This is a genomic window from Dactylosporangium sp. NPDC049140, from assembly GCF_040648435.1.
This window is the reverse complement of sequence record NZ_JBEZDS010000008.1, coordinates 198,599-221,974: the sequence shown is the minus strand read 5'-3', so window position 1 is coordinate 221,974 and position 23,376 is coordinate 198,599. Positions and strand designations below refer to the sequence as shown.

The 23,376-nt window shown below is 72.0% G+C and carries 28 protein-coding genes, 1 tRNA gene and 2 pseudogenes; 14 read left to right on the top strand and 17 right to left on the bottom strand.

Annotated features, from left to right (window positions below; translation table 11 throughout):
• Window positions 1–922 (top strand): annotated as a pseudogene (locus AB0B76_RS16280) (hypothetical protein); the annotation flags it as partial.
• Between the two features lie 76 nt (window positions 923–998).
• On the opposite strand, the gene AB0B76_RS16275 reads toward AB0B76_RS16280, so the two are convergent.
• A complete protein-coding gene (locus AB0B76_RS16275) occupies window positions 999–1,442 on the bottom strand; it encodes a hypothetical protein (RefSeq protein ID WP_360375297.1) in 444 nt (147 codons plus the stop codon).
• Window positions 1,443–1,553: 111 nt separating this feature from the next.
• On the opposite strand from AB0B76_RS16275, the gene mtnA reads away from it, so the two are divergent.
• Window positions 1,554–2,519 (top strand): S-methyl-5-thioribose-1-phosphate isomerase, encoded by a 966-nt coding sequence (gene mtnA / locus AB0B76_RS16270; RefSeq protein ID WP_360375295.1) that lies wholly within the window; start codon window positions 1,554–1,556, stop codon window positions 2,517–2,519.
• 111 nt (window positions 2,520–2,630) lie between these two features.
• On the opposite strand, the gene AB0B76_RS16265 is transcribed toward mtnA, so the two are convergent.
• Window positions 2,631–3,635, bottom strand: coding sequence for a prephenate dehydrogenase/arogenate dehydrogenase family protein (locus AB0B76_RS16265; RefSeq protein WP_360375293.1), 1,005 nt, complete (start codon window positions 3,633–3,635; stop codon window positions 2,631–2,633).
• A 238-nt stretch (window positions 3,636–3,873) separates the two neighbouring features.
• Between AB0B76_RS16265 and AB0B76_RS16260 the strand changes: the two genes are divergently transcribed.
• The 5 genes from AB0B76_RS16260 (at window position 3,874) to AB0B76_RS16240 (ending at window position 6,567) form a co-directional block, all read left to right on the top strand.
• Window positions 3,874–4,386, top strand: a complete 513-nt coding sequence (locus tag AB0B76_RS16260) for a hypothetical protein (protein ID WP_360375291.1) — start codon at window positions 3,874–3,876, stop codon at window positions 4,384–4,386.
• A gap of 22 nt (window positions 4,387–4,408) precedes the next feature.
• Window positions 4,409–4,918, top strand: a complete 510-nt coding sequence (locus AB0B76_RS16255; protein ID WP_360375289.1) for a hypothetical protein — start codon at window positions 4,409–4,411, stop codon at window positions 4,916–4,918.
• 95 nt (window positions 4,919–5,013) lie between these two features.
• Window positions 5,014–5,217, top strand: coding sequence for a hypothetical protein (locus AB0B76_RS16250; RefSeq protein WP_360375287.1), 204 nt, complete (start codon window positions 5,014–5,016; stop codon window positions 5,215–5,217).
• A gap of 382 nt (window positions 5,218–5,599) precedes the next feature.
• Window positions 5,600–6,121: a tRNA adenosine deaminase-associated protein gene (locus AB0B76_RS16245; protein ID WP_360375285.1), complete on the top strand. Its 522-nt coding sequence runs from the start codon at window positions 5,600–5,602 to the stop codon at window positions 6,119–6,121.
• Entirely contained in the window at window positions 6,121–6,567 is a 447-nt protein-coding gene (locus AB0B76_RS16240; protein WP_360375283.1) for a nucleoside deaminase, read from the top strand. Before AB0B76_RS16245 ends, AB0B76_RS16240 begins: the two co-directional genes overlap by 1 nt.
• On the opposite strand, the gene AB0B76_RS16235 is transcribed toward AB0B76_RS16240, so the two are convergent.
• Genes AB0B76_RS16235 through AB0B76_RS16220 form a run of 4 tightly spaced genes read right to left on the bottom strand, consistent with a single transcriptional unit; the run spans window position 6,526 to window position 9,416 of the window.
• Entirely contained in the window at window positions 6,526–6,972 is a 447-nt protein-coding gene (locus AB0B76_RS16235) for a thioesterase family protein (RefSeq protein ID WP_360375281.1), read from the bottom strand. The two genes, AB0B76_RS16240 and AB0B76_RS16235, sit on opposite strands and share 42 nt — an antisense overlap.
• Window positions 6,972–7,601, bottom strand: a complete 630-nt coding sequence (locus AB0B76_RS16230) for a TetR/AcrR family transcriptional regulator (protein ID WP_360375279.1) — start codon at window positions 7,599–7,601, stop codon at window positions 6,972–6,974. Before AB0B76_RS16230 ends, AB0B76_RS16235 begins: the two co-directional genes overlap by 1 nt.
• A gap of 43 nt (window positions 7,602–7,644) precedes the next feature.
• Window positions 7,645–8,763, bottom strand: coding sequence for an ATP-binding protein (locus tag AB0B76_RS16225; protein WP_360375277.1), 1,119 nt, complete (start codon window positions 8,761–8,763; stop codon window positions 7,645–7,647).
• Window positions 8,760–9,416: a response regulator transcription factor gene (locus tag AB0B76_RS16220; RefSeq protein WP_360375275.1), complete on the bottom strand. Its 657-nt coding sequence runs from the start codon at window positions 9,414–9,416 to the stop codon at window positions 8,760–8,762. The genes AB0B76_RS16225 and AB0B76_RS16220 overlap by 4 nt, the downstream gene beginning before the upstream one ends.
• Window positions 9,417–9,504: 88 nt before the next feature.
• On the opposite strand from AB0B76_RS16220, the gene AB0B76_RS16215 reads away from it, so the two are divergent.
• From AB0B76_RS16215 to AB0B76_RS16200, 4 genes are read left to right on the top strand one after another with little or no spacing between them, the layout of a single operon-like run.
• Complete coding sequence (locus AB0B76_RS16215; RefSeq protein ID WP_360375273.1) at window positions 9,505–9,993, top strand: hypothetical protein; 489 nt, start codon at window positions 9,505–9,507, stop codon at window positions 9,991–9,993.
• Complete coding sequence (locus AB0B76_RS16210; RefSeq protein WP_360375271.1) at window positions 9,990–11,018, top strand: peptidoglycan-binding domain-containing protein; 1,029 nt, start codon at window positions 9,990–9,992, stop codon at window positions 11,016–11,018. Before AB0B76_RS16215 ends, AB0B76_RS16210 begins: the two co-directional genes overlap by 4 nt.
• Window positions 11,015–11,665: an ABC transporter ATP-binding protein gene (locus tag AB0B76_RS16205; RefSeq protein ID WP_360375269.1), complete on the top strand. Its 651-nt coding sequence runs from the start codon at window positions 11,015–11,017 to the stop codon at window positions 11,663–11,665. Before AB0B76_RS16210 ends, AB0B76_RS16205 begins: the two co-directional genes overlap by 4 nt.
• Window positions 11,662–12,828 carry an ABC transporter permease gene (locus AB0B76_RS16200; RefSeq protein ID WP_360375267.1) on the top strand — a complete coding sequence of 389 codons (1,167 nt, stop codon included), beginning with the start codon at window positions 11,662–11,664 and terminating at the stop codon, window positions 12,826–12,828. The genes AB0B76_RS16205 and AB0B76_RS16200 overlap by 4 nt, the downstream gene beginning before the upstream one ends.
• Window positions 12,829–12,889: 61 nt before the next feature.
• Here the strand turns inward: AB0B76_RS16200 and deoD are convergent, their stop codons facing one another.
• Window positions 12,890–13,597 carry a purine-nucleoside phosphorylase gene (gene deoD, locus AB0B76_RS16195; RefSeq protein ID WP_360375265.1) on the bottom strand — a complete coding sequence of 236 codons (708 nt, stop codon included), beginning with the start codon at window positions 13,595–13,597 and terminating at the stop codon, window positions 12,890–12,892.
• A gap of 67 nt (window positions 13,598–13,664) precedes the next feature.
• Between deoD and AB0B76_RS16190 the strand changes: the two genes are divergently transcribed.
• Window positions 13,665–13,751 (top strand) — tRNA-Ser (locus AB0B76_RS16190).
• An 86-nt stretch (window positions 13,752–13,837) separates the two neighbouring features.
• On the opposite strand, the gene AB0B76_RS16185 is transcribed toward AB0B76_RS16190, so the two are convergent.
• The 10 genes from AB0B76_RS16185 to AB0B76_RS16140 all read right to left on the bottom strand — a co-directional run bounded on the left by AB0B76_RS16185 (window position 13,838) and on the right by AB0B76_RS16140 (window position 22,501).
• Window positions 13,838–14,824 (bottom strand): hypothetical protein, encoded by a 987-nt coding sequence (locus AB0B76_RS16185; protein ID WP_360375263.1) that lies wholly within the window; start codon window positions 14,822–14,824, stop codon window positions 13,838–13,840.
• Between the two features lie 60 nt (window positions 14,825–14,884).
• The gene (locus tag AB0B76_RS16180; protein ID WP_360375261.1) at window positions 14,885–16,105 is read right to left on the bottom strand and encodes a site-specific integrase; all 1,221 of its coding nucleotides are present in this window, start codon (window positions 16,103–16,105) and stop codon (window positions 14,885–14,887) included.
• An 11-nt stretch (window positions 16,106–16,116) separates the two neighbouring features.
• Complete coding sequence (locus AB0B76_RS16175; protein WP_360375259.1) at window positions 16,117–16,326, bottom strand: helix-turn-helix domain-containing protein; 210 nt, start codon at window positions 16,324–16,326, stop codon at window positions 16,117–16,119.
• A gap of 209 nt (window positions 16,327–16,535) precedes the next feature.
• Window positions 16,536–18,482, bottom strand: coding sequence for a DUF3987 domain-containing protein (locus AB0B76_RS16170; RefSeq protein WP_360375257.1), 1,947 nt, complete (start codon window positions 18,480–18,482; stop codon window positions 16,536–16,538).
• 29 nt (window positions 18,483–18,511) lie between these two features.
• A complete protein-coding gene (locus tag AB0B76_RS16165) occupies window positions 18,512–18,760 on the bottom strand; it encodes a hypothetical protein (RefSeq protein WP_360375255.1) in 249 nt (82 codons plus the stop codon).
• A complete protein-coding gene (locus AB0B76_RS16160) occupies window positions 18,757–18,996 on the bottom strand; it encodes a hypothetical protein (protein ID WP_360375253.1) in 240 nt (79 codons plus the stop codon). Before AB0B76_RS16160 ends, AB0B76_RS16165 begins: the two co-directional genes overlap by 4 nt.
• A 152-nt stretch (window positions 18,997–19,148) precedes the next feature.
• Entirely contained in the window at window positions 19,149–21,239 is a 2,091-nt protein-coding gene (locus tag AB0B76_RS16155) for a cell division protein FtsK (protein WP_360375251.1), read from the bottom strand.
• Between the two features lie 75 nt (window positions 21,240–21,314).
• Window positions 21,315–21,473 carry a hypothetical protein gene (locus AB0B76_RS16150; RefSeq protein ID WP_360375249.1) on the bottom strand — a complete coding sequence of 53 codons (159 nt, stop codon included), beginning with the start codon at window positions 21,471–21,473 and terminating at the stop codon, window positions 21,315–21,317.
• 18 nt (window positions 21,474–21,491) lie between these two features.
• Window positions 21,492–22,190: an ABC transporter permease gene (locus tag AB0B76_RS16145; protein ID WP_360375247.1), complete on the bottom strand. Its 699-nt coding sequence runs from the start codon at window positions 22,188–22,190 to the stop codon at window positions 21,492–21,494.
• Window positions 22,187–22,501, bottom strand: a complete 315-nt coding sequence (locus tag AB0B76_RS16140; protein WP_360375245.1) for a DUF6284 family protein — start codon at window positions 22,499–22,501, stop codon at window positions 22,187–22,189. The genes AB0B76_RS16145 and AB0B76_RS16140 overlap by 4 nt, the downstream gene beginning before the upstream one ends.
• 90 nt (window positions 22,502–22,591) lie before the next feature.
• On the opposite strand from AB0B76_RS16140, the pseudogene AB0B76_RS16135 reads away from it, so the two are divergent.
• Together AB0B76_RS16135 and AB0B76_RS16130 are read left to right on the top strand one after the other, a co-directional pair.
• Window positions 22,592–22,756 (top strand): annotated as a pseudogene (locus AB0B76_RS16135) (winged helix-turn-helix domain-containing protein); the annotation flags it as partial.
• A gap of 57 nt (window positions 22,757–22,813) precedes the next feature.
• Window positions 22,814–23,371 carry a UTRA domain-containing protein gene (locus AB0B76_RS16130; protein ID WP_360375485.1) on the top strand — a complete coding sequence of 186 codons (558 nt, stop codon included), beginning with the start codon at window positions 22,814–22,816 and terminating at the stop codon, window positions 23,369–23,371.
• The last annotated feature ends 5 nt before the right edge of the window (window positions 23,372–23,376 follow it).

Here is a 23,376-nt window from a genome sequence, read left to right as displayed (position 1 = left end):
GTGCCCGGGCGGGGCACTGCCGGGCGGCCCAGGCGGGGCACAGTTCGGCAGCCCGGGCGGGGCACTGCCGGGCGGCCCAGGCGGGGCACAGTTCGGCAGCCCGGGCGGGGCACTGCCGGGCGGCCCAGGCGGGGCACAGTTCGGCGGCCCAGCCGCGCCCCCCATCGCCGCGCACTCATCCGCCACCGATCCATCGGCCGCCAACTCGCCCGCCGGCACCCACGCGGTTGCCGCCACTCACGGAGCCGGCGCAACCGGCGCAACCGCCCAGTCCACGGCCACCCTCTCCGCACAGCCCGCCGCCGGCACCGCCTCCGCGCAGTCCGCCCACGCTGGCACCGCCGCCTCCCATCCCGCCGCCGGCACCGTCCACGCCCATCCCGGCCAGCCGGGCACCGCCTCCGCGCAGTCCGCCGCCTACGCGGCCGCGCAGTCCGCGGCCGCCGCCGCCGGACAATTCGCCGCCCCACCGTCCGCCGGAGGGGCCACGGCGTCTCCCGCGGGTGCCGCCCCGTCCAGTTCGTCCGCATTTGCCGGAAATAGCGCCTCGGCTCCGGCAACCAACGGCGGCCGGGCGCGCCAAGGCGGCTCGAGCGCGGTGGAGAAGGCCCGCGAGGCGGCCAGCCGTGCCGCGGCCTCCGCGGCAGGGGGAGGTCGTCGCAACGCCGGTCCCGCTGCCGCCCCGGGGCGTGCACCGGCCCGCGCCGGCGGCGAGTCGGCCTGGGAGGGTGTGGGCGCGGAAGAGCCGCCCTTCGACCCCGAGTACGACTCGCCCGTCGCCGATCCCCGGTTCCCCGGTCTCGATCCGGGTGACGAACTGCTCGACGACGCGTCCGAGGTGCGGGAGACGAGCGAAGAGGCCGCGGTACGGCTGCTGATGGAGACGCTCGGCGCCGAGAAGATCAGCGAAATCAGCACCTGACCGCGGTCGTGAAAAGCGCGCGGCGACCACGGTTGAAACGCGGTGCCGGGGCCGATTCAGTGGTGCGGAAAGACTGTCAGGTGGCGGCGCGGTGGGGGTGCGGGGCGAGTACCGTTCGCGTGCGGGTCAGCGTCGCGAAAGGGTTGGCGAACTGCAGCACCAGTGTGCCGAACTCCGCGCCCGGCAGGCATTGGATGATGAGGAGCTGGTCGCCTCGGCGGGCGTCCCAGAACGTATTGCCGTGCGCGCCCGCCGTGATGATTCCCGGCAGGTGCAGCGCATTGCGGCGCGGCGGCAGGGGCGGGGCCTCGGAGCGGGGCGCAATGCGAATGGAGGAGACCGCGGCCAGCGAAAGTTCTACGCGGTCGCGCCTGGTCCAGAGGCGGTCCAGGCCCTGCGGTTCGATGACGAGGGCGCTGTCGGTCACGGTCAGCTGAAGATTGGTCGGGACCTTCATCAACGCTAGCAAACCCGCGGCCAGCACAATCGGGACCGCCGCGAGCACCAGTACGGAGCTCATGAAAACCGAATGTACGCCCATCGACGTCCGCTGTCGGAGCTTTAGACAAACCGGCGTGGCGTGGATCCGAACGGACGAATTCCATCGGGCGACGGAAGGCAGTTGGCATTGATGTACACGATTGACTGGATTGACGGCGCCGTGGTGTTGGTGGATCAGACCCGGTTGCCCGGGGAAGAGGTGTACCTGCGGCTGGCGACCGTCGACGGGCTCGTCGAGGCGATTCGGCGGCTGCGTGTGCGCGGGGCGCCGGCGCTCGGGGTCGCGGGGGCGCTCGGGGTGGCACTCGCGGCGAAGCAGTTCGAGGCGGGGCGGGAGCGGGATCAGGCGGTACACCTGCTGCGCACTGCCCGGCCGACGGCGGTCAACCTGGCCCGCGGCGTGGAACGGGCGGCGGCGTTGCTGCCGTCGTTCAACGCGGTGCTGACGGAGGCGCTGCGCGTCCGGGACGAGGAGATCGCCAACTCCCGGAGCATGGCCGAGCGCGGGGCGGACCTGGTCCAGAGTCTCTGCGGGGCGGCGCCGACGCTGCTGACGCACTGCAATACGGGCGGGCTCGCCACGGTCGTGGACGGTACGGCGCTCGCGGTCGTCTTCGAGCTGCACCGCCGCGGGGCGCTCGGCGGGGTGATCGCCAGCGAGACCCGGCCGCTGCTGCAGGGCGCGCGCCTGACCACGTGGGAGCTGCGCAGGGCGAACATTCCGCACCGGCTCGCGGTCGACTCGGCCGGGCCTTTCCTCATGGCGCGCGGCGAGGTCGGCGCGGTGATCCTGGGTGCGGACCGCATCTGCGCGAACGGCGACGTGGTGAACAAGATCGGTTCGTACGCGCACGCGCTCGGCGCCCGCGCGGCCGGCATCCCGTTCATCTGTGTGGCGCCGGAGTCCACGGTGGACCTGGCCACGGCGTCGGGAGCGGACGTGGAGATCGAGGACCGGGGCGCGGCCGAGGTCGCGGGGGCGACGGCGCCCGAGGGCACGGACGCGGTCAACCCGGCGTTCGACGTCACGCCGGCCGAGCTGGTGACCGCGGTGGTCACCGACCGAAGGGCGTTCTCGGGCCGGGCGGACGCTTAACCACCGAGCAGGGTCACGCCGGGCGTACACCGGCCACCGAGCAAGGTCCCGCCGGGCGGACGCCGGCCACCGAGCAAGGTCACGCCGGGCGGACGCCGGCCACCGAGCAGGTCACGCCGGGCGTACGGCCCGGACGGTCTTGCGATCGGCCGAGACCGACTCGATCCAGCCGCCGACGCGGCCCAGGCGCAGCAGGACATCGGCGCGCGCGGGCAGGTCGGCGGACTCGCCCGGCTCCGGCGGCCAGGCGACCCGCGCGGTGTGGCCGGGGGTGAGCCAGGCGGTGAGCGCGCCGATCGGGTCGGCCCCGTCCAGCGCGGCCCGGGCCGCCGCGAGGTCGGCCAGCACGGCGTCGAGGGCCCGCCCGACCGCGGGCGCGTTGCCCCCGCACATTGCCGCGGTGAGCTCGGGGCGGGAGGCGGCCACGCGCGTACCGTCGCGGAACGACCCGGCCCCCAGCGTCCCGGCGAGCGGATCGTTGGAGATGAGCGCGGCGACCGCGGCCGCGACGAGGTGCGGCACGTGCGAGATCGCGGCCGTGGCGGCGTCGTGCTCGTCGGCGGTGGCCGGCACGACCCGGGCCCCGAGGCCGGTGACGAGGGCCGCGAGGTCGACCCAGTCGCGCAGGTGGGCGCCGTCCTCGGTCAGGCACAGCACCCAGGCGCAGCCCTGGAACAGCCGGGTGTCGGCGGCGGTGAAGCCCGACGTCTCGCGGCCGGCCATCGGGTGCCCGCCGATGAACGTGGCAAGCGCCTGCCCGCCGGTGCGCAGACGGTCGGCGGCCAGGTCGCGCACCGGGCCCTTGACCGAGGTGACGTCGGTGACGACGCCGACGTACCCGAGGGACGCCAGCTCGTCGAAGACCGACCCCACGGCCGGCAGCGGCACCGCGACCACGGCCAGCTCGGCGTCGCGCACGGCGTCGGCGATCGAGCCGGACACGTGCCAGCGCGCGTTCGCCGGCGCCTTGGCCGCGGCCGTGCGCGCGGTGGCGCGCGTCGCCGGATCCGCGTCGTACCCGCTCACCCGGTGCCCGTGCGCCGCGAGCGCCCGCAGGACCGACCCGCCGATCAGCCCGAGGCCGATCACCGCCACGTTCAACGTCGCAACCCGCACTGCGGAACTGTCGCACACCGCCCGATCACCCGTTCGGCTCGGGACGCCCGCCGGACGAGATTACGTCCAGTTACCGTGCTTCCATGCGACTTATCCCTTTTGTGGCGGGCTGCCGTCGCGGCCGTCGCCGTCCTCTCCGAGGGCATCGCGAGCGCGGCCGGGGTCCGGCGGAGCCCGCTGGACCCCGCAGTTCGACGGGACCGTCTACGCCGCCGCCTACCTGGGTGAAACCGTCTACGTGGGCGGCTCCTTCGGCAACGCGATCGTGAACGGCCGCAACATCCCGCGGGCCCGCCTGGCGGCGTTCAACGCGCGCACCGGGGCCCTGCTCGACCGGGCCCCGAGCGCGGACGCGACCGTGCGCGCCCTGGCCACCGGCATGGGCGGGCAGGGCGGCCGGGCCGCGGCCTACGGGCCCGACGGACACCAGCGCTGGATCCGGGTCTTCGACGGCGACGTACAGGCCGTGACGGCGCTGGGCGGCGTGGCGTACATCGGCGGGCACTTCGACCGCGCCGGCAAGACCGCCAAGAACGGCAACCAGGGCGCCTGCACCGATGGTTCGCCCCCGCGCGTGAAGCTCGCCGCGGTCGACGGGGCCGGCCGCCTGCTGGACTGGGCGCCACAGGCCAACGACATCGTCGGGGTGCGCACGCTCACCGCCAGCGAGCCACTGCGCCGGCTGGTGGCCGGCGGCGAGTTCACCATGGTCGCCGGGGCGAGCTGGAAACGGCTCGCGGTCTTCGGCTGACGCGCCGGGCTAAGCTGCAAATGTGGCAGTGAGCGAGTCGCAGTGGAAGGAGCCGGGCGGTCCCGCCGCGGCGACCGCCCAGCCCGGCCCCTGGCCGGGGGCCACCGGACGGCCGGTCGTCGGCCCGCCGCCGCGGCTGAGCGCCCAGACGCCGACCGCGCGGCCGCCGACCCCCGCCGCGGCCTACGGCGCCTGGCAGGGCGCGCTGCGGCCGCCGATGTTCAAGGTCAGCCAGCCCCGCCCGACCTACCGCGAGCCCCTGCCCGTCCGCGGCCAGTCGGTCGCCATCGGCGGTGCCGCGGGCGCGGCCTGGATGCTGCTGTTCGGGCTGCTCATGAACGGCTCGGCCCGCTCCTACGTGTGGACGTCCCTCGTCGCCGGCTTCCTCGCCTGGGGCGCGGCCGCGATCCTGGCCCGCTTCGGCGACCGGGGGGCCGCGGTGGGGGTGGCGGCCGCGAGTGGCGTGGCGGTGGCGATCGCGGGCATCCTCGTCGCCTACCGCCTCGCCGGTGGCGACTGGCTCCTGTGGTGAGCCGCGTGCGAAATGCGCTGCGTGGTGAACGCCGCGACTGACTGTTGCGGTACGGCGGACCAAGCTTCGAAAATCGCGAAAACCCAATGCTTCTCTTGACGCCGATTGCGCCGAGGATCACCCTCAGCACCATGGCTTTGAGGCTGCAGCGGCTCGATCCCGAGCGGCGACGCCGGCGGCTCGCGCTGCTGGTCGAACTCGCGGATGCCAAGGCGCTCCGCGAGCGGCTCCATCCACGCCGATTGCGCGCCGACCGCCTGCGCGAGCTCATCGCCAACCGGCGCCGAATCGCCGGCTGAGCCCTCGAGCCGCGTCGCGCGAACCGCCGGCGAGCCACGTCGCGCGAATCGCGGGCCGAGCCGGCGAGCCGCCTCGGGCGAACCGCCGGCGAGCCACGTCGCGCGAATCGCGGGCCGAGCCGGCGAGCCGCCTCGGGCGAACCGCCGGGGCGAGCCACGTCGCGCGAATCGCGGGCCGAGCCGGCGAGCCGCGAGCCGAGCCCGACGAACGGCCGGCGGAGCCCCGAATGCCGAGCCGCGCGCGGCGGACCGACCGGAGGAGGCCCGGTCGGGCGTAAGGATAAGACGACTCGCCGAGACGGACTCCGGGGCCCTTTGCCCGCAAGCGGCAAGCCGCTCGAATAGTGTTCACGCGTACCGACGAGCACCGACCGGGGGGACCGTGTCGCACTTCGCTGCCGCTGTCACGCGCGGCGCTGAGGGCTGGGCCGCAGCCGAGCTGGACCTCAGCGGCGTCGCCGACATCGAAGAGATCACCGATCGCCTTCGTGACGCCGATCCCGAGGCGTCCATCTCGCTGCTGTTCGTCGAGTCCGACGACGAGTACCTCGTGATCCTCCGCCTCGACGAGGGCGAGGATCTGCGGGTCTTCGGCTCGGATCAGGTGTTCGCCGAGGAGTCGCGGCTGGGCGCGATCCTCCTGGGCGACATCGAGGAGCAACTGCCCGAGATCGCCGGCGTCGACGAGGAGGAGGCCGAGGAGGACGAGGAGGAGGAACGGCCCGCCGCCGAGCCCGACGTCGAGCCCGTCGGCGACCCGGAGCTGCTGGCCGACCTCGGCATGTCCGGCGGACGGCTCATCGAGCTGTGCGCCCAGGAGGGCATGCTCCCGGCCGACGTCACCGCCGAGATCGGCCAGGCCATCGGGGCCGGCGACGAGATCGAGGAACTCCGCGAGGCCTGATGCGGCACTGGGAGGGCGCGATGCGCCGGGCCCTCGAGGTCGCCGCGCAGGCCGGGGCCGACGTGCCGATCGGGGCCGTCCTGCTCGCGCCGGACGGCACCGAGCTCGGCGCCGCGCACAACGAGCGCGAGCTCACCGGCGACCCCACCGCGCACGCCGAGATGCTGGCCCTGCGCCGGTCCGCCGGTGCGAGCGGCTGGCGGCTCGAGGACTGCACGCTCGTCGTCACCGTCGAGCCGTGCACCATGTGCGCGGGCGCGATCGTGCTGGCCCGGGTCGGGCGGGTCGTGTTCGGGGCGTGGGAGCCCAAGACGGGCGCCGCCGGCTCGCTGTGGGACGTGCTGCGCGACCGGCGGCTCACCCACCGCCCCGAGGTGATCGGCGGCGTGCTCGAGGCCGAGTCCTCAGCGCTGCTGCGCGACTTCTTCCGTACGCACCGCCAGTAGCGGCTCCGCCGTGCGCCGGGCGTCCTCGGTCCACGGCGCCGGGCGCAGCGTGCCCGGGTCGAGCTTCACGTTGACCCGGCGGCCCTCGGCGTGGACCGTCGCGCCGTCGGCGGAGAGGATGCGGAAGCGGTACACCGCGCTGCTCTCCCCGAGGGTCTCGATCCAGAAGTGCACACCGATGTCGCCGGTGCCGCGGACCGGGGTGCGGTAGGAGATCGAGTACTCGGCCACGGCGTGCATGGCATCGGGCGACGACGGCCGGCCGCCGGCGAACGAGACGCCGCGCTCGCCCCACCACTGCGAGAGCGCGCGCTCCAGAAAGACGGCGTACCGCGAGTTGTGCACGATCCCCATGGGGTCGAGGTCGTCGAAGTGAACGGTGAACGGTTCCACGTGGCCGGACATCACGCCTCCGGAAGAAGTTCGGGTCGGGGACTGAGGCCGCGCAGCCGCACGAGGGCGGCGGTGCGCGCGTGTGCGTAGACCTTGCTCGCGGGCAGCAGGCGCGACTCGTAGACGGCCGCGGTCCCGTGCGCGTTGAGCTCGAACGACAGCTGCTGAGGGTCGGTGTCGGCGCGCAGCTCGCCCAGCTCGACGGCCTCGGTGACGAGCCGCTCCAGCAGCACGTGCCAGCGCTCCAGCGCCCCGGCCAGCCGCGCGTGCACGGGCCCGGGCCGGGCCACGAACTCGAACTGGGCGAGGCAGAAGAAGCACCCGCCGGGCAGCTCACCGGAGGCGATGTCGGCCAGCCGTTGCTCGTGCAGCGCCCAGAGCCGGCGCACGCCCCGCGGCTGGTGCAGCGCCGGGCGCACGATCACCTCGGTGAAGCGGGCCTCGGCGTGGTCGGCCGCGGCGAGCTGCAGCTCCTCCTTGGTGCGCCAGTGCGCGAAGAGCCCGGACTTGCTGACCCCGAGGCGCTCGGCGAGCTGGTTGAACGACAGCCCGTCGAGGCCGGACTCGGTGGCCAGCACGACCGCCGCGTCGAGGGCGGCGGCGCGGGACCGCTCGCCGCGCGCCAATCGGCCGTCAATCATGCTCAGACGGTACCAACAAATAAGTGCGATCGGTCGGATTGTTTTATGTGGGCAGGGTCACCGTCACCCGCAGCCCGCCGCCGGCCCGCGGCTCGGCCTCGGCCGTCCCGCCGTGCGCGACCGCCACCGAGCGCACGATCGACAGCCCCAGCCCGGTGCCGCGGGCGGAGCCGGTCCGGGACCGCAGCCGGCGGAAGGGCTCGAAAAGGCCCGGGATCTCGTACCCGGGGATGACGGCTCCGGTGTTCTCCACGACGAGCCGCGCGCAGTCCCCGGCCAGCGTGGTCGTGACCCAGACCGCGCCGTCCGGCACGTTGTACGCCAGCGCGTTGTCCACGAGGTTCTGCACGACCCGCTCCAGCAGCACCGGGTCGCCGGTGACCGGCGCCGGCCCGAGGTCGGCCACGACGTCCGCGTCCGCGACCACGTGCCGGGCCACCTCGGCGAGGTCGACCCGGTCGTGCACGGTCAGCTCCTGCTCGGAGGCGACGAGCGTGAGCAGCCCGTCGATGAGCCGCTCGTGCCGCGCGTTGACGGCCAGGAGTGTCTCCCCCAGCTGCACCAGCTCCGGGGGCGGGTCGGGCCGGCCGAGCGCCACCTCGATGAGCGTGCGGTTGATGGTCAGCGGCGTGCGCAGCTCGTGCGAGGCGTTGGCGGCGAACCGGCGCTGCCCGTCGAAGGCCTGGTCGAGCCGCTCCAGCATCGAGTCGAAGGTGTCCGCGAGCTCCTTGATCTCGTCCCGCGGCCCGTTCAGCGCGATCCGCTCGTGCAGGCTGCCGCCGGCCACCCGGCGGGCCGTCTCGGTGATCCGCCCGACCGGCCGCAACGCGCGCTCCGCGATCAGCCAGCCGAAGCCGACGCCGATCACGGTCACCAGGCCGAGCGCGATCGAGCCCTGGGTGATCAGGGCGTGCAGGGTGGACTGCTCGATCTGGTCCTGACGCTCCTGCAGCTGCCGCACGATGTCCAGGAACCGCTGCTGGTCGGCGCCGAGCAGGCCGAGGGCCTCCGGCGGCAGGTCGTCGAGCTTCACGGGCGAGTTGCGCTGGTGGATGTTCTGCTCGACCAGCAGGTACGTCACCCCGAGCAGCAGCGCTCCCCCGGCGAGGAACAGCGCGCCGAACAGCACGGTCAGGCGGACGCGGATGCGCAGGTGTCTCACGGGATCTGGTACCCCACTCCGGCGACGGTCTCGATGACGGGCGGATCGCCGAGCTTGCGGCGCAGCGTCATCACGGTCACCCGCAGCACGTTGGTGAAGGGGTCGATGTGCTCGTCCCAGGCCCGCTCCAGCAGCTGCTCGGCCGAGACGACCCCGCCCGCGGCCCGCAGCAGCTCCTCCAGCACCGCGAACTCCTTGCGGGTCAGCGCCACGTAGTGCCCGTCCCGGAACACCTCGCGCCGGTTCGGGTCCAGCCGCAGGTCGCCGCGCTCCAGCACCGGCGGGGCGGCCGCGCGGGCGCGCCGGCCCAGGGCCCGGACCCGGGCCACGAGCTCGGTGAACGCGAACGGCTTGCCCAGGTAGTCGTCGGCGCCGAGGGACAGCCCGGCGACCCGCTCGGCCACGGCCGAGGCCGCGGTGAGCATGAGGATCCGGGTGTCGGGCAGGCGCGCGCTGACCTGGCGGCAGACCTCGTCGCCGGCGACCGCGGGCAGGTCGCGGTCGAGGATCAGCACGTCGTACTCGTTGACGCCGAGCCGCTCCAGCGCGCCCGCGCCGTCGTAGGCCACGTCGACCGCGAACGACTCGCGGCGCAGCCCCTCGGCGACCGCGTCGGCCAGCAACTGCTCGTCCTCGACCACCAGCACTCGCATGTCCCCATGGTGCCGTGCCGCCGCGTAAGCCGGGGATAAGCGCCGGTGCTGATGCCCGGCTTAGCGGCGCGCGCCTTGACTGGGCCGCATGAAGAAGCTGCTGGTCGTCCTCAGTTGCCTGCTGCTGTTCGGGTGCTCGTCGCCGTCCAAGGGCCCGTCCGTGGCCTCGGCCGGCAACGGCACCGCCACGCCCTCGGCCTCCGCCGCGGTGGACAAGGCCGAGGCCAACCGCCGGTTCGCGCAGTGCATGCGCGAGCACGGGGTCGACGTGCCGGACCCGGGGCCCGACGGGAACATCCAGTTCGACCCGAACGCCGCGCAGGATCGCAACCGGGCGGTCGCGGCGGCGTCGGCCTGCCAGCAGTACCTCCCCAACGGCGGCACCCTCGAGAACCTCTCCCCGGACCAGCTCGAGCAGGCGCGGGCCTTCGCCAAGTGCATGCGCGAGCACGGGGTCGACATGCCGGACCCGGACCCGAACACGGGCGTGTCGGCGATTCTCAACAGCGGGATCGACTTCAACTCGCCCACGTTCAAGGCCGCGGCCGACGCGTGCAAGGCGCTGGTGCAACGGTGAAACGCTTGCTCTGGCTCCTTCCGGTCGCCGCTGTCGCCGCACTTATCGGATATGTCGAAGTTGGTGGCGATGCTCCGCCGGCCGCCGCCACCGCACCTCGTAAGACCGCGCTCATCACCAGGGGCACGCTGACGGCGACCGAAACCGTCGACGGCACGCTCGGCTTCGGCGACCCGGTCACGGTCAACGGCCGCCTGCCCGGCATCGTCACCGCCCTGCCGGCCGAGGGTTCGACGATCCACCGCGGCGAGGCCATGTACCGCGCCGACGGCCGCCCCATCGTGCTGTTCTACGCCACCGCGCCCTTCTACCGCGCGCTGCAGCCGGGCGCCGAGGGCGAGGACGTGCGCGCCTTCGAGGCCAACCTCGCGGCGCTGGGGTACAAGGGCTTCACCGCCGACGACTCGTACACCGGCGCCACCGCCGACGCCGTGCGCGACTGGCAGGAGGACCTCGGGCTGCCCGAGACCGGCACCGTCGAGCTCGGCCGGATCGTCGTCGCGCCGGACGCCGTGCGCGTGGGCGAGGTCAAGGCGCACGCGGGCGACAACGCGGCCGGCCCGATCCTGCAGTGGACCGGCTCGACCCGCCTGGTCACCGTCCAGCTCGACGTCACCGAGCAGCGCCTCGCCGCGGTCGGGGCCGACGCCACCGTGAAGCTGCCGGACGACCGCGAGGTACCGGGGAAGATCTCCGCGATCGGAGCGGTGGCCACGGCATCGGTGCAGAACAACCAGACCAAGGTGACCGTCGACGTCACCGTGACCGTCGCCGACCAGACCCGGCTCGGCACCTATGACGCCGCGCCGGTGCGGGTGACCCTGGTGTCGCAGCAGCGCCAGGATGTGCTGATCGTGCCGGTCAACGCGCTGGTGGCACTGGCCGAGGGCGGCTATGGGCTGCAGCTCGTCTCCGGCGGTACAACCAGAACCGTTGCCGTCAAGACCGGCCTCTTCGCCTCCGGGCGCGTCGAGGTCTCCGGCCCCGACCTCGCCCCGGGCCTGACGGTCGGGGTCGCGGGATGATCGCCCTGGAGAAGGTCCGGAAGGTGTACCCGGGCGGCGTGGTCGCCCTCGACGACGTCTCGCTCACGGTCGAGGCGGGCGCGCTGGTCGCGATCGTCGGCCCGTCGGGCTCGGGCAAGTCGACCCTCCTGCACCTGATCGGGGCGCTGGACGTGCCGACGAGCGGTACCGTGCGCATCGACGGCCGGGACGTCTCCGCGCTCTCCGACACCGGCCTGTCCCGGCTGCGCGCGACGACCATCGGGTTCGTCTTCCAGCAGTTCCACCTCGCGCCCGGGGTGCCGGCCCTGGACAACGTGGCGGACGGCCTGCTGTACGCGGGCGTGGGCCGCACCGAACGCCGGCGCCGGGCCGCGGCGGCGCTGGAGCGCGTCGGTCTCGGGCACCGGCTCGCGCACCGGCCCCACCAGCTCTCGGGCGGCGAGCGGCAGCGGGTGGCGATCGCCCGGGCCGTGCTCGGCGACCCGCCGCTGCTGCTGGCCGACGAGCCGACGGGCAACCTCGACAGCGCCGCCGGGGCCGGGGTCATGGCGCTGCTGCGCTCGCTCCGGGAGGCCGGAACGACGGTCGTCGTCATCACGCACGACCGCGACATCGCCGCGTCGCTGCCGCGGCGGATCTCGCTGCTGGACGGGCGGCTGTCATGAAAACCGCGGACATCTTGCGCCTCGGCGGCATCGGGCTGCGGACCCGGCCGCTGCGCGTCGTGCTCTCCGCGCTCGGCATCGCCATCGGCATCGCCGCGATGGTCGCGGTCGTGGGCATCTCCTCCTCCAGCCGCGCCGAGGTCGACCGCCGCCTGGCCGCGCTCGGCACCAACCTGCTCACCGCCGGCCCCGGCAAGTCCTTCTTCGGCGACGCCTCCCACCTGCCGGAGGACGCCGAGGCCATGGTCGCGCGCATCGGCCCGGTCACCACCGTGTCGGCGACCGGGCGGCTGCCCACGGCGCACGTGTACCGCACCGATCGCATCCCGGCCGCGGAGTCCGGCGGCATCGCGGTGCTGGCGGCCCGCCCGACACTGCCGGGCACGGTCGGCGCGACGGTTCACGCCGGCACCTGGCTGACGGCGCCGACCTACCCGACGGTCGTGCTGGGCGCGCGGGCGGCCACGATCCTGGGACTGACCGACGACGGCCTGGGCCTGAACGTGTGGCTCGGCGACCATTGGTTCACGGTGGTGGGAATCCTGGATCCGGTACCGCTGGCGCCCGAACTGGACTCCGCGGCCCTCATCGGCTGGCCGGTCGCGACGTCGGTGCTCGACTTCGACGGGTACGCAACCACCATCTACAGCCGCGCGCGCGACGACGCCGTGCCCGCGGTGGCCGCGGTGCTGGCCGCGACCGCGAACCCGGAGGCGCCGAACGAGGTGCAGGTGTCCCGCCCCTCCGACGCACTCGCCGCGAAGGCCGCGACCGACCAGGCGTACACGGGCCTGCTCCTGGGCCTGGGCGCGGTGGCCCTGCTGGTCGGCGGCGTGGGCGTGGCGAACACGATGGTCATCTCGGTGCTGGAGCGCCGCCCGGAGATCGGCTTGCGGCGCGCCTTGGGGGCGACGCGTTCGCACGTGCGGCTGCAGTTCCTCGCGGAGTCGCTGCTGCTGGCCGGCTTGGGCGGCGCGGTCGGGGTGCTGCTGGGGCTGCTCGTGACGTCGTCGTATGCCGCTTGGCGCTCATGGCCGGTGGTGCTGCCGTGGTGGTCACTGCTCGGCGCGTTCGGGGCAACGCTGGTGATCGGCGTGGTGGCGGGCCTCTATCCGGCGATGCGGGCCGCGCGCTTGTCTCCGACGACGGCTTTGGCGGCTTAGCCGTCCGATATGTCGGGCGCCGCGCGGCCCGACATATCGGATTTATACCTTATTTCCGGTCCTACTTGATGATCGTCTTGAGCGCGATCTCAACCATCTGCGAGAACGTCTGCTCCCGCTCCTGCGCCGTCGTACGCTCGCCCGTCTTGATGTGGTCCGACACCGTGAGCAGCGTGAGCGCGCGAGCATTGAACCGAGCGGCGATGGTGTACAGCGCCGCCGACTCCATCTCCACGGCGAGCACCCCGTAGTCGGCGAGACGGTCGTAGAGGTCGGGCCGGTCGGTGTAGAACGCGTCCGCGGCGAGGATCGGCCCGACCCGCATCTGAACCCCTTGCTCGGCCGCAACGTCAACGGCCGTGCGCAACAGCCCGAAGTCGGCCACGGGCGCGTAGTCGATGAGCCCGTCGAACCGCGCACGGTTCATGTTGGAGTCGGTACTGGACCCGATGGCGGCAACGACGTCCCGCAGCTTGAGCTCCTCGCGGATCGCCCCGCAACTGCCGACGCGGATGAGCGCCTTGACCCCGTAGTCGTTGATCAGCTCGTGCGCGTAGATACTCGCGGACGGCATGCCCATGCCCGACCCCTGCACGGAGACCGCAACGCCCTCGAACGTCCCGGTGAACCCGAGCATGTTGCGGACGGTGGAGTAGCAGCGGGCATCCTTGAGGTACGTCTCGGCGATCCACTTCGCCCGGAGGGGGTCTCCCGGCATCAGGACCCGCTCAGCAATCTGACCCGGCTCAGCGCCGATGTGCGTGCTCATAGGTTGATCCTGCCAAACGACGAGCCCCCGCGCGGACGCCCGGGTGGAGTCAGGTAACCTCTTCGGCGGTGGCGTGTCCGAGTGGCCTAAGGAGCACGCCTCGAAAGCGTGTGAGGGTGCAAGCCCTCCCGGGGTTCGAATCCCCGCGCCACCGCACTCGGCCAGCAGAAACGCCCGGCCGTCCACGAGGACGAGACCGGGCGTTTCGGCATTTCAAGATCAGTAGTCTCAGTTGTCGTCTCAGTTGTCCTGAGCTGCCCGCCAAGCCGGCGTAGTCCAGCCCTCGGCGCAGCACGCGCGGTACGCCGCTCGGCCCAGTCCACACGGACAATCAGAGTCTGGATCGATCGTGTCCCAGATCCCGCCGACGCCTGCGCCGTCCAGCCGATCCTCAAAGGCGCGGCTCAGTACGTCCTCGACGATCTCGAACCGCCGGTGCCGGAGCGTCTCGCCGACGAGGACTTGCCAGGGCTCGTCACGCCGGAGAACTAGACCTCCAGCGTCCTCATTCAGGACTCGCGTCGAACTGGACATCAACAACGTCCACGACCAGCCACCCATAAGCAGATCGAACCTGCGCCGCTGAAGCGGTTCGGCAACGACCATCGACTTCGGATTGATTTCGGGCTCGTATACGGAAATCCATTTTGTGGCGACCACAAACAACGAGTGCGTCGGGTAGTCGTCGTTCTGGATTCGCTGCCGTAGGCGGTCCACGAACCTTCGATCGAAGGAGATCCTGTCATACGGCACCGCCGTCGCAAAGTTCAACTTAAATAGAATGCCAAGCAGGCCACGCATGACGAGCTCGAAGTTGACATTATGGAGGGTGGGACCTGGTCGAATGGAGACGCGGACCTTACTGAGGTCCACCCTCCGACCGCGGGCTAGATGAGCCAAGTAGTCTTCCGCCTCGCCGAGGTGGTGCTCGCAGTCGCTACATAGCATGTAGTGCTTCGATCCATCCTGCTCACGAAACGTGATCCGCCCGTTCTCGGAAGTTCCCAGTACCCCACCCTCCTTCTTCATCCAATGAAACGCCCACTTCGGCACAATGTGACTTAGACAGAGGGTGCGTTCGTTGAGGCAAAGGCGGCACTGGCCAACCGGCGGAACCTCTTCCCGCCTATCGCTACTCTGGACAAAGACTGGATTTTTGCCGTCAAGTGCACGAACTTCCAGTTGCCGCACCTTTGATGCCGAGCCACTGCCGGCAATCGAACGCATCTCGACTCCTCCGAGAGATTACGGTCAACGAGTTTAGCAGCGAGGAGGTGCTCGCTCATGTCAGTTTTCGTTGACCTTGGTCGAGTTCCAAATCAGGGCGCCCACTTGTCGCGCAACATTCAACTGCACCTGCCTGGTGATGTGTTGGTAGCGGGTCGCCATGGACGAGTTGGACCACCCCATGATGCCCATCACGGCCCGTTCCGCGACGCCGAGCACCAGGAGCACCGTGGCGGCCGTATGGCGCGCGTCGTGCAGCCGACCGTCTCGCAGGCCGGCGAGCTTGAGCAGTCGCTTCCACTCGGCGTAGTCGGTACGCGGGTTCACAGCCTCGCCGGTCGCCGTGGCAAACAGCCAATCGCCCTCGCGCCACAACTGCGCGGCCTGCTCCCTCTCGGCTTGCTGACGCACAGCGTGCTCCCGCAGCAACTGCACTAGCTCATCCGGCAGGCCGATGCTGCGTCGGCCAGCCCGCGACTTCGTCTCAGTGGTGTCCGCTCGCTGTGGCCGGCGCTTGGGGCAGTAGCCGGCGAACCGCTTGCCGCAGTCACCTGCGCACCCGTGGTCCCAGCGCGGCCGTAGCCGGCCGCGCCGCACGGTCAGCGTGCCCTCATCGAGGTTCACGTCGGACCACTTCAACCCCAGGGCTTCATTCTGGCGCAGCCCGAGTGACAGGGCGATGGCCCAACGGGCGCTGTTCCGGCGCGCGGCGGCCTGGTCGAGGAGCTTGCGCACTTCCTCCACGGTGTACGGCTCGATCTCCTCGTCGGACACGCGCGGAGTCTTCGCGAACGTGGCGGGATTCCGCATGATGTGGCCACGGCGTACCGCCTCGTTGAGCGCCGTGCGGAGCGTCCGGTGCACCTGGTGAGCCGTGGCCGGCTTGCTGCCGCGCCGGACCATGGCCGCGTAGAGCTTCTCCAGGTGTTCCGGCTCCAACCGGTCGAGCCTGTGCGCTCCGAGGCCGGGGATCAGGTGGCGGTTCACCGCTACGCGGTAGCCGGCGATGGTGTTCTCCCGAACGGCCGGCGCGGCGATGTTCTCCACCCAGTGCGTGAGCCACTTCTCGACGGTCCAGCGTTGTCCCGGCTTGCGTACGGTGGCGTTGTCGCGGTCGCGCTCCAGCTTGCGGACCCTGGCGATGACTTCCCGCTCGGTCTTGGCCTGTACGTGCCGGCGGTCAGGCTCGCCGTCGTCCCGCAGGCCGACCGTCACGCGGCCGTGCCAGTAGCCGTCACTGCCCTTGTAGATGCTCGATGCGCCGTTCGGCTTGCGTCCCATGTCGTGTCTCCTCAGGCGGCCGGGGCGACGGTCGGGACGCTGGCAAGCAACGACTGCACGTACTCCTCCAAGCACTGCACCGGCACGCGGCGCAGGCGGCCGATGGTGACGGAACGGACCTCGCCGCTCATGACGAGCGCGTACATGGTGGTTCGGCCGATGCCGAGCCACTGGGCGGCTTCCTCGATGGTCAGGACGACACGCTTGTCGGCGCTGGGCACGACTTCCTCCCCGTTCGTTGCGTCGTTCGGCGGTACAAGTGGGCGGTTGAACTGCAAGGGGGTTCGCCTCTCGGGTCGCTCGGCCAGGTCGAAGGAGGCGGCCTCACGCGGGCCGCGGACGGGCGGTGACGGCTCCGCAGAATCCGCACAATCCGCAGAAAGGCGGGGCGGCGCGGGATTTCGCGGATTCTGCGGATTGTGCGGACGGCTCATCCGGCTACCGCCTCGCTGATCGGGTGCAGGCTCGCGGCCGGCCGCGTGAGGTCGGGGTGCGTGGGCCAGGTCGGCGACGGTGGGCGGCCGGCGCCGGCGCGCTCGGGCTGCGGCTCGGGGTGGAGGTACCCGTGCGCCTGGAGGAGGTTGAGCGCCGGGTCGAGGTCGGCCGCCTTGCGGAACCGGCCGCGCGACATCGCCGTGAACAGCTCGCGTTTGGTGAAGCGCTCGCACGCCGTCCGCTCGATCCACGCCAGCACGTGACGCGCGTCGTCGACGACCGGATCGGCGCCCATGTCGTCGAACGCCGTGAGCGCGTGCTCGGCGAAGTAGCGGCCGAGCGCGGCGGCCTGGTCGATGGTGGCGGCTGGGATGGGTCGCGTGCAGCCGGCGCCGAGGTGCTGAGCGAGGTGGAGCAGGCCGGCGATGCGGACGACGGCGCCGGTGTACTTGCTACCCCAGTCGATGATGTGCGCCCATACGCCGCCCGGGCCGAGTCGCGGTTCGACCTCCCGCTCGATGTCGAGCACACGGGCGTTCGCCTCGGCGGCCAGCGGCATCACCGCCGGATCGGTCCAACCGTCGAGGGCGACGACCAGGGCGCCGAGGTTGTCGGCGTACGCGCGGCTCACCGCCTCCGGCACCGGATCGGTGCCGATGCGCCGGCGGCCCACCGTGTTCTCCGGCACCGCGAACAGGATCCGCGCGAGCAGCCCTTTGCCTCGGAAGCCCGGCATTTGCGCGATGTCCCGCAGCACCTCCGGCTGTACCGCCAGGCCGAGCGTCAACGCGGGCCGGTCGACGTGCTCGGCCGGCCGGGAGCGCCGGTCGACGCGCAGCATGTCGCCGGCGTGCCCCTTGAGGAAGACCTCCAAGTTCGGTGCGCCGCTGTACCGGCCGGCGAGCGTGGCGAAGATGCCGCCCTCCGGCGACAGGACCGCGAGCCGGCCGCCCTGCTCGGCGAGCAGCGATGCCGCCTGTTCGCTCGTCACGTCGTCGGCGATGAGCCGGGGCATCACCGGGATGGCGATAGCGTCGGCGCTCATCGCTGCCGCTGCGGCCTCTGCGAGCAACCGGTCGCGGGCGGCCACGTCGGCGTTGGCGGCAGCGTTCGCGGCGCGCTCGGCCGACTTGCCGGCCACGCGCTGCGCCAGCTCGGCCTCAACGATCGCGGGCTTCACCCGCTCGATGAGGGCGCGCTCGGCCGCGAGCAACGGGCCGGTCATCGTGGCGAAGACGGCCGACTTCCGCGAGCCGGGCGGCAATACGACAACCGTGAAGAGGTTGCAAGGCTCGCGCCAGCCGCCTCGGATCTCCACCTCGGCGCGGCCGCCGGCAGCGGTCGACAGTGCGGCGAGAGCGATGCAGCCGGCGAGGTCGGCCGGGGTCTGCGTGAACTCGGCGACCGCCGCGACCATCTCGGCAAGCCAGCCGGGCAGGGCGTCGACCGGGTACGGCGGCGGCGCATAGCGGGCGGTGAGCGGGATCGGCGCCGGCCACGCCGGTGCGTTGGTTTCCGCCAGCAGCGCCCGGCCGGCGGCGAGGACTTCCGTAGTGTCGCCGTCCGACTGAGCCAGCCGGGCGAGCCGGTCGCCGAGGTCGACCACGGCTCGGCGGCGAGCGCGTTCGGCGACGATGCCGGCGTAGTGGCCGGCGTTGGCGACCATCGGGACGGAAGCGACGAGCGTGTGCAGATACCCCGCGCCCCCGATCCGGCCGAGGGTGCCAGCCTCGGCCAGGTGGGCAGCGACGGTCACGGCGTCGGTAGGCTCACCGGCCGCGCGGAGAGCCGTTAGCGTGTGCCACAGCATCGCGTGCGCCGGGCGATAGAAGTCCTGCGCCGCAACGGTTTCGGTGAGGTCATCCAGCACTTCCGGCGCGAGGAGCACAGCGCCGATGACGGCTTGCTCTGCGGCCAGGTCGTGTGGCGGTACGCGGTTCACGGGCGGCGGCCCCTTTCGTCGGTCGGCGGTCAGGCAGCGCGGCGCAGTGCGGTGGCGACGCTGGTGATCAGGGAGCTGAGCTGGCGTCGCGCGGCCGGGTCGGTGCCGGCGAGCGAGACAGTGGCGCGTACCTCCGCGTACTCCCGTCCGGCAGCAGCGCGAACACGGGTGAGGACGACGCGGCCGGCGCCGGGGATGTCCACGGTCAGCGGGTCGGCGCGGTGCTCGCCAAGCTGGCAGCGGTGCCCGCCGGCGCACCAGTCCGTGTGCGCGCTCATCGGCCCGACCGGTACTCGCTGAGGATGTAGCGGTAGAGCCGCCGACCGAGCCGCACGCGGATGCCGGTTCCGTCGCAGCGCGGGCACGGCTGGCGCAGGACGCGGCCGGTCGTTCGGGTGCCGTGGCAGCGCCGGCAGCGTCCCCACGGGGTCACGGCGCACTTGAGCGCGTACCACGCTGCGTAAGCAACGACGGCGATGCCGAGCGGGCTGGCTAGCAGGTCGAGGGGGTTCACGAAGTACCTCCGCAGGCCGTTTCGGGGTGCGACGGGCTGGCACCGCTAGGTGCTAGGGCGCTGGCCAGGGATTGTTTGGGTTGCTAGCGGGGGTGCTAGGTCTAGCAGGGATGGCTGCTAGACCTAGCAGCGATCAGCCGCTCTTGCGCCGGTTACGCTCGGCGAGCGCCTTGAGCACCCTCGGCCCGGTCGAGGCCGCGCCGGTTGGCTCCCTTGCCGGTGCCCGGATAGGTGCCCCACACCTGTCCGGTCGCGAGGCCGTGCGGCTTGAGCGCGGCAGTCAGCTGGTCGCGCGTGATGCCGGCGTACGCGGCCGGGCGTAGTGCGGCGAGGCGCTCGCATACCACCTCGGACCACTGCTTCGGCTCGGCGTCCGTGAGGATGGCGGCCAGGTCATCGAGGAGCGTGTCTCGCCGAACAGCGGTCGTGTCGACCGTCTCGCCGGTCGCGTAGCCGGACAACGTGCCGGCCGCCTCCCGCGCGGCCCGAGCCCGGACGATGATGGCCGTCGCGGTCGGACCGTCGATGTAGAACGTCCGGGCGATCTGGGGATCGTCACCCTCACCCGCAAGGTAGCCGATGCCCCGGTCGCGCCGGCTGAACATCGTCGCGCGCATGCCAGCGCGGCGGGCGCCCGTGCCGAGCACCATGTCGTTTTCGGTGTGACCCATGACCTTGAGGCAGAACCGCAGTACCGCATTCGCCGAGATGCCGGTCGGCAGGCTCTTGGCGTCCGGGCGCTGCGTCGCCAGGATCAGCGTGATTCCGGCGGCCGGCCCGCGCTTCACCAGATCGGTGCAGATCTCCTCGAACTCGTCGCCGTACTTCGGGTGCTCGAACCACACCTGGCACTCGTCGGCGCCGATGACGATTGGGTGCAGGCCGAGCGCCTTGCGCGACGCCAGCTCGGGCGTGACCTTGTTCTCCGGGCACACGTCGACCGGCAGATCACGGATCACCTTGGTACGGCGACGCAGCTCCGCCCGCATCTCGCGCATGGCGACGATCGCGTACTCGATGTCTTCCTCGTCGTCGCCGGCGCGGTACCGGTGCGCGACCTTCGCCAGCGGGGCGAGATCACCGGTGCCTTTGAGGTCGAACGCCAGCACCCATGCTCGCGCGTCCAGGCAGGCACCGAGCAGGGCGAGACGCAGTGAGAACGTCTTGCCCATGCGCGGGATCGAGCCGACCACCATCGACGCGAACATGAGCGTGAGCGTCACGAGCCGACCGCGCGGATCGGTACCGAACGGGAAGGGCTTGAACAGGTCGACGGTTCCCGACTTGAGCAGCGGCCACGGCTTCTGCTGCGCCTGCGACATGTCGCGGTCGGCGACGAACAGGACGAGACGCCCCGGGTGTACCTCGGCGTTGACCTTCGGCCACACGCAGCCGAGCGGACGCGCCAGGGCCGACGCGAGCTCGGCGCGCTTCTCCGTGACCTCGGCCGCCGTCACGCCGCGCGGCAACTCGACCTCGGCCCGCCAGCCGGCGTTGTTCTCCCTCGTGATCGGCGCCGGGAACCAGCCGCGGCCCGGGTCGCCGGCCCGCAGCGCGCGATCGATGCCGACGATGCGCAGCGCCGCCAGGGCGCGCACCACCTCGTCCGAGGTGAGTACCGGTACCGCTGCCCGCACAACGGCCGTCGTCAACAGGGGCTTGTCCTTCGGCATGCCGGCCAGGCCGAGCAGGCCGACGACCACGGCACCGGCGACGAGCTGCGCCCAGGACGGCGCGGCCAGCACCACGGCGAGGACGAAGAGCGCCAGCGCAGCCAGCGGAACGCTGATGATGCCGCGCCACCGCACGCGCCGGTCACGCTGCCGGGAGAGCTTGAGGTACACCTCGGCGTCGTCCCGATCGGCCGAGGACTGGCGCACCCGCTCGCCCTCGGCGTCGGTGAGCCAGCGGAGGTACCGCACGACGGTGCGCCAGCCACCGACCGGCGCCCGCCATGCGAGCCGCGCCGCGTACGCGGGCAACCGGAGCGAGTGGTATCCGGCCGTGTGGCCGAGCACGCCGGCGACCCACGCGGCCGAGGCGACGGCCTCGGCCCGCGAGCGCAGCCACGCGGGCAGGATCGGCCGGCGCTCACCCTCGCGCAGACCGGCCAGGGAGAACCGTGGCCGGCGCTGCGCCTCGATGCTGTCGACGAGCACCGGGCCGTCATCGGCAGGAGCGGCGTCGTCGGTCAGCTCAGTCTCGTAGCGGTTCCAGTCGAACTCGTTCGGTTCGCCAGACATGATGGGGGTTCCTCCACGTGAGGGGCCGGTGCGCGGCCGAGGTTCCTAGGCCGTGAGGCCGCGCACCGGGCGGAGTTACTTGGCCAGGGCCTTGAAGAGCGTGATGAACGCATCGCCGGCGCTCTTCGCGCCCGACAACACGCTCTTGCCGGTCGCGGCGGCGTCGGTCGGCGCCGAGACGGCGTAGTAGACGAGCAGAGCGACGATCAGCCAGGCGATCACCTTGCTGCGCATGGCGCTCCTTTCCTTCCGTCAGTGGTGGTTGGCGTGAACGAGGTGGGCCAGCGCCGCCCCCATGCCGAGCACGGCCACGGGCAGGCTGGCGACGAGCGTGGTGATCCACCAGGGCGCGACGTGGACGCCGTAGGCGGCCATGAGGTGGTACGCGACCTGTCCGGCCGCACCGACGATGAGCGACGCGATCGCCGACCACTTCGCGAAGCGCCGAGCCGCACCGGTGACCTGGCCCGAGAGCCAGACCCAGAGGGCGTACGCCGCGTAGGTCTCTACGCCGATCGGGAGCGTGATGGCACTGTTGAGCCGGAACTGGTCGACGATCCCGGGCAGCGGGTGCACGACACCGAACCCAGACAGCTCCCCCAGCTCCACCCAGCCGGACCAGATCGCCACGAACGCTGGCAGCGCGAGCAGCAACACGGGCCAGGCAACCGGCCGCCGTACCGCCTCCGGCTCCGGGTGTCCGTCACCCGTGGGCAGCGCAGACGCCTCCTCGGCCGGCGACTCCTCGGACGTCACGTCCTCGGCCGACGGCTCCGGGTCTGAGGCGAGCGCTTCGCGGAGCGCACTGGCCTTCGGCGCGCCGATGTTCAGCTCGCGCATGAGCCGGTTCCGCGAGGGCACCTCGCCGAGCTTCTCGGCCAAGTCCCGGGCGACGGGCAGCAACTCGGCGACGGCGACCGGGTATGCGCTCGGAGCGGTGGCAGTGGTCATGCGGCGGCTCCCTTCTGGGCGGCGGCAACGGGGGCGAACGCGAACTTGATCAGCTCCCGCATGACGCGGGACTCGGCGCGGCGAACGCGGCGCCAGTCCAGCGGCGACGGTCCGCCATTTGCTGACAGGCACCGGATCTCGGCGTCCAGCAGGGCCAGCTCGGCATCGATCAGCGGCCACTCACGCTCGATCGCGCCCAGCTCATCGGGTGTGGGTTCCTGGTCGTACGGGTCGGTGCGCACAGCAAACTCCCGCCTCAAACTCGGACTACTGGCTTGAGCCAGTAACTGGCTTGAGCCAGTTTGGGACATCGATGTGATGGTCGCCAAGAGCTGGCTTGAGCCAGTTGCGGTACGCTGCCGTTCAGGGGCTCCGAACAGACGCATGACAGGCAGGCCGCGATGACCCAACAACCCGACCCCGACAAGCGACTTCCGAGTCGCCGCATAGCCGATGACCTGCGCGACTCCATCCAGCGCGGCGAACTCGCGGCGGGTGACAAACTGCCGTCCGAACGCGACCTGGCCGAGCGATACCAGACCGCGCGCAACACGGCGCGCGAAGCAATCAGCCTGCTCCAACGCGAGGGCCTGGTCATCGCGCAGCACGGCCGAGGCGTCTTCGTGCGTCACCGGACCCCGCTCATGCGCCTCGGCGCCAACCGCTACTCGCGTCGCCTCCGCAACGAAACCGGCCTGTCGCCGTTCCGCATCGAGGTCACCAAGCAGGGCCGCACGCCCCGGGCTGAGTGCCGCTCGGTCACCAAGGAGGCGCCGCCGGCAGATGTCGCGGACCGGCTCGGAGTCCCGCCGACCGACGCGGTGGTACGGCGCGAGAACTGGTACTTCGCCGATGACGAACCCATGCAGGTGGGCGTCACGTACATCCCGCTCGACGTCGCCGGCACTTCGCCGCTGGCCTCGGAGAAGACCCTCGGCAAGGGCAGCATCTACGCCCGCTTCGAGGACCTCGGCTTCCCGATCACCCGGATCCGCGAGGAGATCTCGGCCCGCATGCCGACGCCGGAGGAGGTGACCGGCCTCGCGATGCCGCCCGGCGTGCCGGTCATCGAAGTCCTGCACACGAGCTTCGACCCGCAACACCGGCCGTTCGAGGTCACGCGCTTCGTCATGCGCGCCGACCGAAACGGCCTGGACTACGAGATGCCCGTCGAGGACTGAGGGGA